The 13,087-nt window shown below is 68.7% G+C and carries 11 protein-coding genes and 1 pseudogene; 8 read left to right on the top strand and 4 right to left on the bottom strand.

Features of this window, described 5'->3' with window-relative positions:
* Window positions 1-227: 227 nt before the first annotated feature.
* A pseudogene (locus ACM6LR_RS06810) lies at window positions 228-554 on the top strand (adenylate cyclase); the annotation flags it as partial.
* Window positions 555-1,015: 461 nt separating this feature from the next.
* Here the strand turns inward: ACM6LR_RS06810 and ACM6LR_RS06805 are convergent.
* A complete protein-coding gene (locus ACM6LR_RS06805) occupies window positions 1,016-1,654 on the bottom strand; it encodes an HNH endonuclease family protein (RefSeq protein WP_414936802.1) in 639 nt (212 codons plus the stop codon).
* A 187-nt stretch (window positions 1,655-1,841) separates the two neighbouring features.
* Window positions 1,842-2,522: a hypothetical protein gene (locus ACM6LR_RS06800; protein WP_414943406.1), complete on the bottom strand. Its 681-nt coding sequence runs from the start codon at window positions 2,520-2,522 to the stop codon at window positions 1,842-1,844.
* A gap of 54 nt (window positions 2,523-2,576) precedes the next feature.
* Here ACM6LR_RS06800 and ACM6LR_RS06795 point away from each other — a divergent pair, with 54 nt between their 5' ends.
* The 3 genes from ACM6LR_RS06795 (at window position 2,577) to ACM6LR_RS06785 (ending at window position 5,872) form a co-directional block, all read left to right on the top strand.
* Entirely contained in the window at window positions 2,577-3,863 is a 1,287-nt protein-coding gene (locus ACM6LR_RS06795) for an adenylosuccinate synthase (RefSeq protein ID WP_414936804.1), read from the top strand.
* 265 nt (window positions 3,864-4,128) lie between these two features.
* The gene (locus tag ACM6LR_RS06790; RefSeq protein ID WP_414943526.1) at window positions 4,129-4,764 is read left to right on the top strand and encodes an LLM class flavin-dependent oxidoreductase; all 636 of its coding nucleotides are present in this window, start codon (window positions 4,129-4,131) and stop codon (window positions 4,762-4,764) included.
* Complete coding sequence (locus ACM6LR_RS06785) at window positions 4,652-5,872, top strand: MFS transporter (RefSeq protein WP_414943405.1); 1,221 nt, start codon at window positions 4,652-4,654, stop codon at window positions 5,870-5,872. The genes ACM6LR_RS06790 and ACM6LR_RS06785 overlap by 113 nt, the downstream gene beginning before the upstream one ends.
* Here ACM6LR_RS06785 and ACM6LR_RS06780 read toward each other — a convergent pair.
* A complete protein-coding gene (locus tag ACM6LR_RS06780; RefSeq protein WP_414943404.1) occupies window positions 5,856-7,394 on the bottom strand; it encodes an amino acid permease in 1,539 nt (512 codons plus the stop codon). The two genes, ACM6LR_RS06785 and ACM6LR_RS06780, sit on opposite strands and share 17 nt — an antisense overlap.
* A 170-nt stretch (window positions 7,395-7,564) precedes the next feature.
* Window positions 7,565-8,683: a glycerophosphodiester phosphodiesterase gene (locus ACM6LR_RS06775; protein WP_414943403.1), complete on the bottom strand. Its 1,119-nt coding sequence runs from the start codon at window positions 8,681-8,683 to the stop codon at window positions 7,565-7,567.
* Between the two features lie 318 nt (window positions 8,684-9,001).
* Here ACM6LR_RS06775 and purD point away from each other — a divergent pair, with 318 nt between their 5' ends.
* From purD to ACM6LR_RS06755, 4 genes are all read left to right on the top strand, one after another.
* On the top strand, window positions 9,002-10,264 hold the full coding sequence (purD, locus tag ACM6LR_RS06770; protein ID WP_414943402.1) for a phosphoribosylamine--glycine ligase: 1,263 nt from the start codon (window positions 9,002-9,004) through the stop codon (window positions 10,262-10,264).
* 150 nt (window positions 10,265-10,414) lie between these two features.
* Entirely contained in the window at window positions 10,415-10,801 is a 387-nt protein-coding gene (locus ACM6LR_RS06765) for a hypothetical protein (RefSeq protein WP_409496450.1), read from the top strand.
* Window positions 10,752-11,393, top strand: a complete 642-nt coding sequence (locus ACM6LR_RS06760) for a DUF3558 domain-containing protein (RefSeq protein WP_414943401.1) — start codon at window positions 10,752-10,754, stop codon at window positions 11,391-11,393. Before ACM6LR_RS06765 ends, ACM6LR_RS06760 begins: the two co-directional genes overlap by 50 nt.
* A gap of 10 nt (window positions 11,394-11,403) precedes the next feature.
* Window positions 11,404-13,083, top strand: a complete 1,680-nt coding sequence (locus ACM6LR_RS06755; protein ID WP_414936811.1) for a hypothetical protein — start codon at window positions 11,404-11,406, stop codon at window positions 13,081-13,083.
* Window positions 13,084-13,087 lie beyond the last annotated feature (4 nt).

Below are 13,087 nucleotides of genomic sequence, written 5' to 3'. Positions count from 1 at the left end.
GCCGCTCGACTTCGGATTCCGACGGCGTGACAACGACTCACGCGAGCCCTCGCGGCCTGTGCGCGGAGGTGTGTCCAAACGCGCTTCAACTCCGCTGTGCGACCGTCATGGCGCGCTGACCCCATAGGCCAAATGGATGAACAGCCATCGGTCGTGAACACTTCCCGGGCCAAAGCCGCCTTCGAGTTCTTCGCTGCGTCGCTCGACGTCCTCTTCGGATGGTTCTTCGGCGGCTCGAAGAACTGCTCGAACTTCAGGAAGCCGGACTCGTTTCCTTCCTCGGCGCCGAAACGCGCGTTTCGGCCGATGAGGAACGCCGGGTCTTTGTCGCGTCCGGCGCGAGCTTCCCAGGTGAGACCGAGGCGCACACCCTCGTCGAGGCCAGGTTGACCGAGCCGAACGTCGCCCGCGCGTCCGATGTCCTTTTGCGACAGTGCCGGTTCGCGCTCGGCCCGCACACGTCCGCGCGATCAGCCGGGGCCTTCACCCGGCCGCGGACCAACGCGCTTCCGCTCCGGCGGAACGACATCGTCGCGCGTGAGGTCTTGAGGCTGACTCGGCGTCCGCGGTCACTTGATCCCCGAGCAGCGCTCGTCCGGCGTCGGCCGCCTCCACCGTTCCGGTGTCGACGAACTGGTCCGCGCCCTGCGGCGGTATCAGTTGCGGCAGGCCCGCCGACAGCGAGCCGAGTATGGTCCCGGTTCCGCCGGGTCGACGACCGTCGTTCCCTTGTGGACGGTCAGATAGCCGGAGCCGAGCTGGGATTCCGCGCCGAGGGCGGACAAGGCCCAGAAGGGATGTGGCGGGGTGGGACACCGGGTGGCCGCCAGCGGGGAACGGGCGCGTTTTCCCTGCGCCGAACCGATTCACGCTAATCACGCGACTTGAGGACGGCCCACATGCCGAGCGCCACTCCCAGCCCGCGAAACATCTCATGATCCCGCTCGGCAGTCAGGGGAGTACATGAAGGTCCCCATCCTCGCGCCTGGATGGGGGCCTTCATGTTCGTGGGAGGTCAGCAGCGGTTGAGCATGTCCGTCAGTGCGGTCTTCTCGGCCGTCTTGATGGTGAGCTTGTACTTGTGCTTCACCGTGGTCCACATCTTCGCGTAGGTGCACCAGTAACCGGTGGCCGGCGGCTTCCAGGCGTCCGGCGACTTGTCGCCCTTCTCCTGGTTGACGTTGTCGGTGACGGCGATCAGCTGCGGCGCGCTGAGGTCGTTCGCGAAGGCCTGTCGCTGCGCGGTGGTCCACGAAGAAGCCCCGGTGCGCCAGGCGGCCGACAGCGGGACGACGTGGTCGATGTCCACATCGGACGCCGCGCGCCACGTGGCATCGTCGTACGGGCTGAACCAGCTGCCGGAAACGGCGGCGCAACCGCTGTCCTGCTGCACGTTCGTGCCGTCCCGCTTCAGCACGACCTCGCGAGTGTTGCAGCTGTTGCCCTGGTCGGCCCAATGCGGGAACTTGTCGCGGCTGTACCCGCTCGACGAGCCGTCCGGCCGGACGGTCAACGCGGCGAGCTGCGTCTTGGCGGTCGCGGTCGACGGAATGCCCGGGGGTGTCGCTTCGGCGACGCCGACGACGCCTGCCGAGACGATCACCGAGACGGCGAGAACGGTGAGTGAGCGACGAACAGCAAGCCCGGTTGGCATGTTGCTGCCTCCGTGTCAGGTGTGGGGACCAAGTCACCTTGCGATACGGATATGACCTGCGCAACACCATCGGGTGACACCGTGGGCGGCCATTCGTGAACAGAGGGTGTCGCGAACAGGCAGGATTCGGTGTACGCCCATCGAAAGAAATTCGGAAAGTCCAGCGGATGGTTCTGGGCCGGACGGGCTACACCAGCCCGCGGACCAGCCGGAGGTCCTCGGTGTGCCGGTACCAGGTCCACCGGCTCATCGCGCGCGGGTGGACGACGCCGTCGCTGCTCGGCCGGGTCGGGATGCAGCCGAGCTGGAACGCCCGCGCGTACTGCGTCGAAGGCCGTTTGAACAACGTCCCCTTGGTCACCCGGACCATCAGTCCCGGCCCGCTCGCGTCCGGTTCGACCTCGATCGAGCGCGCGGGCCCGCGCAGGACGGTGTGCTCGTCGCAGTAGGCCACCCCGCGCACCATCCCGACCACGCCGCGGCCGACGAGCACGCCGCCGGTGTCGTCGCGGATCAACGGCACCGGGTCCACCTCGCCACGCAGCGCGAGCGCGAGAGCACGCAGTGGCTGGGTCGGCAGGCTCCAGACGCGGGCGACGTCGGAGTCCGGCGAGGACGGCACGAATCCGAGCGACACGCCGGTGAGCTGTTCTTTTCGCAACAGTCGAAGCGCGACCGCCGCGAGGTCGGCGTCGGTGCCCGCGACCACCAGGTGATCGTGTTCCCCCAGCAAGGGATCGATATCCGCCTTGCCGGGACGGCTCGGGACGCGCACCATTTCGACGTCGTCGATCTCCGGGAGGGTGGGCTCGCCCTCCGGACAGACCACCACTATTCCGCGCACCCGAAGGCCCTCCGTTACGCTCATGCACCGGCATTTACCAGCGCCAAACCACAAGTCGCCGAACACCTGGAGTGTCACATGCCGGCCATCGTGCTGATCGGGGCCCAATGGGGGGACGAGGGCAAGGGCAAGGCCACCGACCTGCTCGGCGACCGCGTCCAGTGGATCGTGCGTTACCAAGGCGGTAACAACGCGGGCCACACCGTAGTCCTTCCCGACGGGCAGAACTTCGCCCTCCACCTGATCCCGTCCGGGATCCTCACGCCGGGCGTCACCAACGTCATCGGCAACGGCGTCGTGATCGACCCGGGTGTGCTGCTCGACGAGCTCGCCGGGCTGGAAGAACGCGACGTCGACACCAGCAAGCTGCTGATCTCCGCCGACGCGCACTTGATCATGCCGTACCACGTGGAGATCGATAAGGTCACCGAGCGTTACCTCGGTAGCCGCAAGATCGGCACCACCGGCCGCGGCATCGGCCCCTGCTACCAGGACAAGATCGCCCGCGTCGGCGTCCGCGTGCAGGACCTGCTCGACGAGAAGATCTTCCGGCAGAAGGTCGAGTCGGCACTGGAGTTCAAGAACCAGGTGCTGGTCAAGGTCTACAACCGCAAGGCCCTCGACGCCGACCAGGTCGCCGACGAGGTGCTGGCCGCGGGCGAGAAGTTCGCGCACCGCATCGCCGACACGCGCCTGCAGCTCAACCTGGCCCTCGAACGCGGCGAGACCGTGCTGCTCGAAGGCTCGCAGGGCACCCTGCTCGACGTCGACCACGGCACCTATCCGTTCGTGACGTCGTCGAACCCGACGTCCGGCGGCGCGAGCGCGGGTTCGGGCATCGGCCCCGGCAAGATCACCACCGTGCTGGGCATCCTGAAGGCCTACACGACCCGCGTCGGCTCCGGCCCGTTCCCGACCGAGCTGGACGACGAGTCCGGCGAGTACCTGCGCAAGCAGGGCGGCGAGTTCGGCGTCACCACCGGCCGCTCGCGGCGCACCGGCTGGTTCGACGCGGTCATCGCGCGCTACGCGGTGCGGGTCAACGGCATCACCGACTACTTCCTCACCAAGCTGGACGTGCTGTCCGGGCTGGAGAAGGTGCCGGTGTGCGTCGGTTACGAGGTCGACGGCTTCCGCACCTACGACATGCCGATGACGCAGACCGACGTGCACCACGCGCTGCCGATCTACGAAGAGCTGCCGGGCTGGTTCGAGGACATCTCGGGCTGCCGCACCTTCGAGGAGCTGCCTGCGAACGCGCGGGCGTACGTCGAGCGGCTCGAGGAGCTTTCGGGCGCGCGGGTCTCGGCGATCGGCGTCGGTCCTGGGCGGGAACAGACGATCGTGCGACACGAGTTCGTCTGACCGCCTTCCGCGAGACGGGGCAGCGGTCCGTGAAGGACTCCTTGAGGGACCCAGAGTCCCTCAAGGAGTCCTTCACGGACTCAAAACCGGCGCGTGAGGGCCCCTTCCCTCGGCTGAGCCGAGGGAACGCCTGATACCTCAGGCGAGGTGCTCGACGGCGACGGAATCGACTTCCACGGCGAGACGGTCAGCGCGCGGGCCAAGGGGTTTCGCGGCCTCGGTGCAGGTCGCCGGAGCCGCGGACATCCCGCTGATCGTCGCCGCGATGGGGCGGCAGGCGCTGCGCGTCACCGGCGAACTCGCCGACGGCACGATCCCGTTCCTCGCCGGGCCGGCGGCGCTCTCGAACCTGATCGTCCCGGAGATCGCCAAGGCCGCGGCCGGTCGTCCGGCGCCGCGGATCATCGCGATGGTCCCAGTGGTCGTGACCGACGATCCCGACGCCAACCGCGCCACGGTCGACCGGCCGTACGCGTTCTTCCGCGACATCCCCTCCTGCCGCGCGGTCTTCGACGCCCAGGGCGTGGATTCCGCCGGGGACGAGGAGACCGTCGCCGCCGAGATCCGCCGGTACTTCGACGCCGGGGCGACCGAGGTCATCGCGACCCAGAGCGGCATCCGGAGTTCCGAAGAGCGGCTCCGCACCTGGGCGTGTGCTGGGAGACCTCGTAGAGGCCTGAGACGTGTCCCGAAAGCCCCTTTCGCGACATCCAGGGGTCCAGTGGCCTTGCTCACAGAGTTCGTATTGTGCATACTCGTGCGCATAGCGAACACAGCTGGAGGTCTCCATGTCCCCTGTCGCGGCCCGTTCGTGGGTGGTACCGCTCGCCTGGACGGCGGTACTGCTCGACGGATTCGATCTGGTCGTCCTTGGCACGGTGCTGCCCGCACTGCTCCGTGACCACGTCTGGGGGCTGACACCCGGCACGGCATCGGTGATCTCGACGTTCGGCCTGGTCGGCATGATGATCGGCGCGCTGGCGATCGGCACGATCACCGATCTCATCGGCCGCCGGAAGGCGCTGATCATCGCGGTCGTCGCCTTCTCCTTGTGCACCGCGCTCTGCGCGATCGCGCCATCGGCGTTCTTCTTCGGGTTGTTCCGCTTCCTCGCCGGCCTCGGCCTCGGCGGCTGTCTCCCGACGGCGATCGCGCTGGTCACCGAGTACGCCCGCAAGGGAAAGGGCGGCAGTGCGACCACCACGGTGATGACCGGTTACCACGTCGGCGCGGTGCTCACCGCCCTGCTCGGCATCTGGCTGATCCAGCCGCTCGGCTGGCGCGCGATGTTCGTCGCGGGCGCGCTGCCCGCGCTCGTCCTGGTGCCGCTGATGATCAAGTACCTGCCCGAATCCGAGTCCTTCGAGCGGGCGCGGGAGACGCAGGACAAGTCGGCGGCGGACGTCGTCGGCGGCCTGTTCCGTGGCGGGCTCCTGCGCGCCACCATCGCGTTCTGGGTGACGTCGTTCATGGGACTGCTGCTGGTCTACGGGCTCAACACCTGGCTGCCGGAGATCATGCGCCAGGCCGGGTACCCGCTCGGCGCGGCGCTCGGACTGCTGCTCACGCTGAACCTCGGCGGTGTCGTCGGCCTGCTCATCGCGGGCCGGGTGGCGGACAAGGTCGGCGTGCGACCGGCGGTGATCTGCTGGTTCCTCGGCGCGGCGGTGTTCCTGGCCTTGCTGAGTGTGAAACTGCCCGCGGCCGGCCTGTACGTGGCCGTGTTCCTCACCGGCGGATTCGTGTTCAGCGCGCAGGTGCTCGTGTACGCCTACATCGGCAAGACGTACCCGGATTGGCAGCGTGCCACCGGTATCGGCTGGGCGGCGGGTGTCGGCCGGATCGGCGCGATCTGCGGCCCGATCCTCGGCGGCGCGCTGCTGACCGCCGGGATCGCTTACCCGTGGGGCTTCTACGCCTTCGCCGGGGTCGGCGCGCTCGGCGCGGCCGCGGTGACCGGAGTCCGCGTCGGCCGCGCCCGGGAGGCCGCCGCTACCCCAATTCCTTGAGTTCCCGTTCCACGGCGGCGAGTTCCTCCTCGGAGCCCTGCACCTTCGGGCCCGTGAACCACTTGCGTGCCGAGGCGAACCACCACACGGCCGCACCACCGAGTACGACCAGGAAGGCGATCGGCGTGTAGTTGAAACTGTCGATGGTGATCGGTGCTGCCTGCGGGAGCATGAACAGTACGAAGATGAAGCACACCCAGACCGTCGCGACGGTCCCGATGAGCTTGCCCCAACGGCCGAGGCTCCACGGTCCGGGCTCGAAGTCGTCGCCCTTGCGCACCCGCAGGAACACCGGGATCACGTAGGCCACGTACAAACCGACAACCGCGATCGAGGTCACGGCGGTGTAGGCGGTCTGGCTCCACAGGTACGGCAGAGCGAGCAGGAGTGCGCCGCCCGCGGCCAGCCACACCGCGTTGGTCGGCGTCTGGGTGCGTTTGTTGATGCGGTGCCAGAACTTCGAACCCGGGATCGCGCCGTCGCGGGCGAACGCGTAGATCATCCGCGAGTTCGCCGTCACCGACGCCATGCCGCAGAACAGCTGCGCGCCGATGCAGATCAGCAACAGGAACTTGCCGGTCGTCGCGCCGGTCGCGTCGATGAAAATCTGCGCGGGTGGCACCCCGGTCTCGGAGCCGGCGGCGCCTTCGTAGTCCTGGATGGCGAAAGTGAAGCCGATGAGCAGGACCCAACCGGCGACCAAGGAGACGAGGATGGAGTTGATGATCCCGCGCGGCCCGGCCTTCGCCGCGTTCTTGGTCTCCTCGGTCATGTGGGCCGAGGCGTCGTATCCGGTGAGTGTGTACTGCGCGAGCAGCAAGCCCAGTAAGAAGACGTAGACCGGTGACGCCCAGCCGGTGTTGTTCACGAACTCGCCGAAGACGAAGGACGCGTCCTGGTGCTTCTCGGGCACGATGATCAGCACCCCGACGATGACCAGCACACCCGCGAGGTGCCACCACACGCTGACGGTGTTCAGCAGCGCGACGATCTTCACACCGAAGGTGTTCAGCAAGCCGTGGATCACCAGGATGATCGCCAGCAGCAGGATCGTGTGACCCGGCGTCGCCTCGAAGCCGAACTGCAGGTCCAGGAAGGCGTTGAGGAACAGGGCCGCGCCGAAGTCGATGCCCGCGGTGACCGCGATCTGCCCGATGAGGTTGAACCAGCCGGTGAACCATGCCCAGGCCGCGCCGTTGCGCGGGGCCAGCTTCGCTGCCCAGTAGTAGAGCCCGCCCGCGGTCGGGTAGCTGGAGCAGACCTCGGCCATGCCCAGCCCGACGAGGATGACGAACAGGCCCACCAGCGGCCAGCCCCAGATCATCGCGGCGGGACCGCCGGTCTTCATGCCGAACCCGTAGAGGGTCAGGCAGCCGGAGAGGATCGAGATGATCGTGAAGGAGACGGCGAAGTTGGAGAAGGTCGACATCGTGCGCCGGAGTTCCTGCGCGTAGCCGAGTTGGTGGAGCCGGGCACTGTCTTCGTCGGCGGGTTCGGCGGCACGGGCGTCTGAGACATCCATCGGGCACCCACTTAAAAGGTATGCGGACAGACCATTGAGATCCGCCGAAATTAGGCCCGCCGACCTGCGCATGTCAAGGTCCCGTCAGGAACTACCCCAGGGTTACGAACGGACCTTTCCGGACAAGATCTGTCAGGAAAGGTCCGTTCATAACACGCGCGAAGCTGCGATCAGCGCCCCCGGAACGCCTTCACGGCCTCCAGTGCGGTGTCCGGGTGGTCGGCGAAGTACCCGTCGACACCCGCCTTGAGAAACGCCTCCTGCTCGGCGAACGCGTCGCCCCACTCGGCGAGGTTCGCCGACGAGCGCAGGTTCTGCGGGAGGAAGTTGTTCTCGTTGCGGAACGTGTACGGCCCGACCTTCAGGCCGGCCTGGTGCGCGTCGCCGACGAGCCTCGTCGGCTGCCCCAGCGCACCGTTCACCACGGGGATGACCTGTGCCTTCTCCGGGCCCAGGTAGTCCGCGTACTTCGAGATCTCCTTCAGGCCCACCGGCGTGACGAGGTCGGCGTACGTCCGCGGGTCGCCCTTCGCGACGAAGTCGGCCGGAGCGCCGGTCGCCGAGGTCAGCTGCAGTAGCGGCACCCGCACCTGGCGCGAAAGCGCGATCAGGTTCGACACCTCGAACGACTGGATGATCACCGGCGCCTTCGGGTGGTTGAGCCCGTTGCGCTTGACCAGCTCGACCAGCTTCGGCTCGGTCGGGTTCTTGATCGAGGAGAAGTAGGTCGAGTGCTTGATCTCCGGGTAGGTCCCCAGCTCACGGCGCAGTTCGCGGCCCAGCCGGCGCGTCAGGTCGAGCACCTCTTGGTAGGTGGCGATCTGGTAGCGACCGTCGTAGAGCCGGTTGTTCGGCCGCAGCTGCGGGATCCGCTCGGTCGCGCGCAAGGTCTTCAGCTCGGCGAGGGTGAAGTCCTCGGTGAACCAGCCGGTGAACGACGCGCCGTCGATGACCTTCGTCGTCTTCCGGTTCGCGAACTCGGGGTGCTTCGCGACGTCGGTGGTCCCGCCGATCTCGTTCTCGTGCCGGGCGACCAGCTGGCCGTCCTTGGTGGGCACCAGGTCGACGTCGACCCAGTCGACGCCCTGACGGTAGGCGAGCTCGTACGAGGCGAGCGTGTGTTCCGGGCGGTAGCCGGGGGCGCCGCGGTGTCCGACGATCACCGGACCATCGTGACCCCTGGCCTGTGCCGACACCTCTTGGGCACCCGTCTCGGCGGCGCCGGCCAGCCCTGTGACGCTGAGTACGGCGAGACCGGACAGGGCGAGCACGCCCAGGCGTTTTCGCATGGTGGGTAACCTCTTTCGACTTGAACGCGGGTACCGCGCCACCCTTGACGCAGGAGGCGTCCGGACGGCGAAGTCGGACCGGCGGGGTGCTGACCGCCGGGTGAACGCCGGATGGAACCACCCGCACGAGGACGGCGACGTGTTCGGGCTGTGTCGATCGGTGAACCCGCGACCGCGATCGCGTCGCCGGGGTAGGTTCGTGTTTTCGCAGGTCAGACGGCGGCTGCCCCGCCGCCACGATAGCGGGGCCGCCGGCCGGGGGCGGGTTTCACGTGGCTCCGCCAACAGGTCCTCACCGGCCCGGTTACCCTGTGCGTCGTGCGCGTACTGGTAATCGGGTCCGGCGCCCGTGAGCATGCACTTGTCCTCGCGGTCGCGGAAGACCCTTCCGTCACCGCACTGGCCTGTGCCCCGGGCAACGCCGGCACCTCTTCGGTGGCCGAGCAGCTCGGCGTCGACGCGGCCGATCCCGAATCGGTCTCAGCCCTGGCCAAGCAGTGGCAGGCGGACCTGGTGGTGGTCGGTCCCGAGGTCCCGCTGGTGGCGGGAGTCGCCGACGCGGTCCGCAAGGCGGGCATCGCCTGCTTCGGCCCGTCCGCGTCCGCGGCCCGGATCGAGGGCTCGAAGGCGTTCGCGAAGGACGTCATGGCGGCCGCGAAGGTGTCGACAGCGCACTGCGAGGTGGTCGACAACCCGGCCCGCCTCGACGCCGCGCTCGGCCGCTTCGGCCCCACCTGGGTGGTCAAGGACGACGGCCTCGCCGCCGGCAAGGGCGTCGTGGTCACCACGGACTTCGACGTCGCGCGCAAGCACGCCCTGATGCTGCTCGACGGCGGCCACCCGGTGCTCCTGGAGTCCTTTTTGGACGGTCCGGAGGCCTCTCTCTTCTGCTTCGTCGACGGCCGCACGGTCGTCCCCCTGCTGCCCGCGCAGGACTTCAAGCGCGTCGGCGACGGCGACGCGGGCCCGAACACCGGCGGCATGGGTGCGTACGCGCCGCTGCCGTGGGCGCCGAAAAACCTGGTCGACGACGTCGTCGAGCGGATCGTCCAGCCCGTGGTCGACGAACTCGACAACCGCGGCGCCACCTTCTCCGGCCTGCTCTACGCCGGTCTCGCGCTGACCACCGAAGGCCCGCAGGTCATCGAGTTCAACTGCCGCTTCGGCGACCCGGAGACCCAGGTCGTCCTGGCGCTGCTGCGCAGCCCGCTCGGCCAGGTCCTGCACGCGACGGCGACCGGCAAGCTCGCCGACCTGCCGCCGCTGGACTGGGACTCGGGTGCGGCGGTCACCGTCGTGCTCGCCGCCGACGGCTACCCCGGCAAGCCGAGGACCGGTGACGTCATCACCGGTGGCGAGATCGAAGGCGTGCTCCACGCCGGCACCCGTCGCCGTGACGATGGCGCCGTGGTCTCCTCCGGTGGCCGCGTGCTGTCGGTCGTCGGCACCGGCAAGAACCTGAAGTCCGCTCGCAAGGACGCCTACGCGACGGTCGAGAAGGTCCACCTGGCCGGCTCGCACCACCGCACCGACATCGCCCTGCTCGCCGCCAAGGGAGAGATCGCCGCCCCGGTCTCGTGAAATCTGGGGTCTCGTGAATTTCGGACGGAACCGTCCCGGCGCCCGGTGCGTCAAACCGGTATTTCCTGCAAAGCTTAGGCAACCGATACATCGGCGTTGGTAGCCTCGGCAGGGCGAACGGTCACCGTGCGTACTTCTAAGGGGTGGGGAATGTCAGGATCGAGCAAGGTCCAGGACCTCGCGTCGGCGGTCCCGGTTCCGCCGTCGGTGGCCGATATCCGGGTTGATCCGTCGAAGCTGCTCGAAGTGGCGAAGATCGTCGAGCAGCAGGTCGACGCGCTGCAGGACAAGCTTTTGACGCGGCTCGACCAGCTGCGGATCGACACCCCGGCCAACGACACCGTCAGCGTGCACGCGACCAGCGTCTGGAACGAGCTGGTGGCCGATGGCGACACGTCGTATGCCGCGCAGGTCAAGGCGTACATCGCCGGTCTTCGCGGGCTGGTCAAGCAACTCCGCACGGCCGCTAAGGAGTACAAAACCAGCGATGCGGACAAGGCCGCCGCGTTCGGGGACCGTGGTGTACACCGGGCGTAGGCCCCGTGTGCTGGTATCCGGCGGGGTGCTCACCCTCGCGCTGGCCGGATGTGCCACGGACACGGGCGGACAGGCGTTTCCCGACGAACCGGCGCTGGCTTCGGCCACGCAGGGCGCCAAGGCGTCCGCGCTGCCCGCCAGGCCTGCCGAACTGAGTCTTCAGGGCGTCGATCCGTGCGCCCTGGTCACCGCTGCGCAGCTCGACCAGCTGAAGGTCAACAGCAAGCCGCGCGCGGCCGCGGAACCGATCGACGGCCCGACCTGTGTCTTCGACGCGGACGCCGTGGAGCCCTTCCACACCTTCTACGTCCGCACGATCACCGCGGACGTAGAAGAGTGGATCACCGGTAAGCGCCGCAAGAACAGCATGACGACCGAGCCGAAGGCGGTCGGCGGGTTTCCCGCCGTCACGAACTACCGCGACGCCGGGAAACCGAGTGATTGCGAGACGCTCGTCGGCGTCGCTCGAGGACAGACGCTGGCGGTGCGCGCCATCACCGTCACCGCCGGCGCGTTCACCATGCCGCAGCTGTGCGAGATGTCCGCGCAGGCGGCCGATTTGGCTTTGCAGACCTTGAAAGCACGCAATTAGGGAGAGCGCCGTGAACGTTTCCGACCTCGCGGGCAGGCTCCGCGATCTTCGTTTCGAGGGCTACACCGACACCGGGATCGCGACCGAGATCGAACGCTTCCGCAGCGGTGACGGCACCGGCAGCATCGGCATCGCCGTCGACGCGCTGAAGTCCGTCGCGACCGCACTCGCCGACACCGACAAGACGCTGCGCGACGAGCTGGGCAAACTCGGCGTGGAATGGCAGAGCGAGGCGGGTGGCGCCGCCGGCCAGGTGTTCACCGAGCAGGCGGGCTTCTCCCAGGACGCGAACTCGAAGGTCTCGCACTCCGCGGAAATGATCTTCGCACAGGGTGAGGCCTTCAACCGGACGCTGCACAAGCTCCCTGACCCGGAAGTGGTCCGGAAGGGCGCGGGCGGCTTGACCCTCGGCGACGTCGTGCTGAGCCTCATCGGGTTCGAGACCGACCACGCCAAGAGCGTCGGTGCCGCGAACAACGCGCGGGCGCAGGCGGAGGAGGCGTTGAACGACTACGCCAAGACCAGCGGCGAGAACCTGCTGACGACCGACACACTGGCCGACCCGCAGGCGATGAACCTGACCCAGAACACGACCGCCGCCGGAGCGGGCGGCGGTTCCGGCACGCTCGACCTCGCGGGCACGGCCACCGACCTGACCCCGGACGGCAGCGTGCGGCCCGCGTCGGCCGCCGTCGAGTCGAAGTACGTGCCGCCGGTCGTGCAGCCCGTCAGCAACCCGAAGTCGCCGTCCTACGACGCGCCGACCCCGGCATACGGTGTCGCACTCGGCGGTGGCGCTCCGGCCCGGAAGACCAGCTCCTCGGTGCCTCATGGCGGTGCCACGGCTCCCGCGGCCGCCGCGCCGACCACGCCGTCCGGCACCTCGAGGCCGGCGCCCACTCCAGGCGGCGCCTGGGTGACACCGAATCGGCCCGCACCGCAGCCCGAAGCGGGCAGGCCGTCGTACCCGATCACGGGATCGCCCGGCTCTCCGCCGTTCATCCCGCCGGGTGCGCCGAACCTGCCGCCGGGTTCCACGAACGTCCCGCCGGGCCAGTCCACCGGGAGCTTGCCGCCGAGCAACAGCACCACGTCGGCACAGCCGGCGGGCAAGTCGTTCGGCACCGGCCCCGGTATCGACGGCGCTCTCGGCAAGGGCCCCGGTTCCAGCTCGGGCCCCGGCGTCTTCGGTGGCGTCGGCGGGAGCACCGGCGGCGGCGACCAGGCCATGGGCAAGGGCCGCACGGTGGGCACCGGACCGCAGGCGCCGCTGGCCGCCGGAAACGAGTCCGGCCGCGGCTTCCCGGCCGTCCCGAAGATCACCGGCCCGGCCGCGGGCGACCTGGGCGCCGGTGCCGCCGCGCTCGGCGCCGGTGCCGCGGGCGGCGCGCTGAGCGGTGACAAGGAACGCGACCGCCGTCCCCGTCCGGAAGGCGGCGGTGTGAAGCCGACCCGTCAGCTGCCGATCGGCGAGCTTCCCGAAGAGGAGGCCATGCGGCGCTCGGAGAAGATCGGCGCGAAGCAGCCGAAGGCCGAGTCGAAGTTCATGGAGCGCGCGGCCACCCAGGACGTCGAAGAGGACGCGGAGCACATCCGTCGCTACGGCGTCGACGACAAGGACCTGTTCACCGACGAGCGCATGGTGTCGCCCGACGTCATCGGTGACCACGGCAACTCCGAAGCGCGCTGAACCT

Origin of the sequence: Amycolatopsis sp. cmx-11-32, from assembly GCF_047608695.1 — a bacterium.
In the GTDB taxonomy this organism is placed as follows: domain Bacteria; phylum Actinomycetota; class Actinomycetes; order Mycobacteriales; family Pseudonocardiaceae; genus Amycolatopsis.
The sequence above is the reverse complement of the archived record's forward strand: the minus strand, read 5'-3'. Positions and strand labels throughout refer to the sequence as shown.

Bases quoted from the DNA above. Each gene is read 5' to 3' on its own strand.
- ACM6LR_RS06805 (WP_414936802.1), bottom strand. From the start codon at position 1,654: ATGCCAACCGGGCTTGCTGTTCGTCGCTCACTCACCGTTCTCGCCGTC.
- ACM6LR_RS06800 (WP_414943406.1), bottom strand. From the start codon at position 2,522: ATGAGCGTAACGGAGGGCCTTCGGGTGCGCGGAATAGTGGTGGTCTGT.
- ACM6LR_RS06795 (WP_414936804.1), top strand. From the start codon at position 2,577: ATGCCGGCCATCGTGCTGATCGGGGCCCAATGGGGGGACGAGGGCAAG.
- ACM6LR_RS06790 (WP_414943526.1), top strand. From the start codon at position 4,129: ATGGGGCGGCAGGCGCTGCGCGTCACCGGCGAACTCGCCGACGGCACG.
- ACM6LR_RS06785 (WP_414943405.1), top strand. From the start codon at position 4,652: ATGTCCCCTGTCGCGGCCCGTTCGTGGGTGGTACCGCTCGCCTGGACG.
- ACM6LR_RS06780 (WP_414943404.1), bottom strand. From the start codon at position 7,394: ATGGATGTCTCAGACGCCCGTGCCGCCGAACCCGCCGACGAAGACAGT.
- ACM6LR_RS06775 (WP_414943403.1), bottom strand. From the start codon at position 8,683: ATGCGAAAACGCCTGGGCGTGCTCGCCCTGTCCGGTCTCGCCGTACTC.
- ACM6LR_RS06765 (WP_409496450.1), top strand. From the start codon at position 10,415: ATGTCAGGATCGAGCAAGGTCCAGGACCTCGCGTCGGCGGTCCCGGTT.
- ACM6LR_RS06760 (WP_414943401.1), top strand. From the start codon at position 10,752: ATGCGGACAAGGCCGCCGCGTTCGGGGACCGTGGTGTACACCGGGCGT.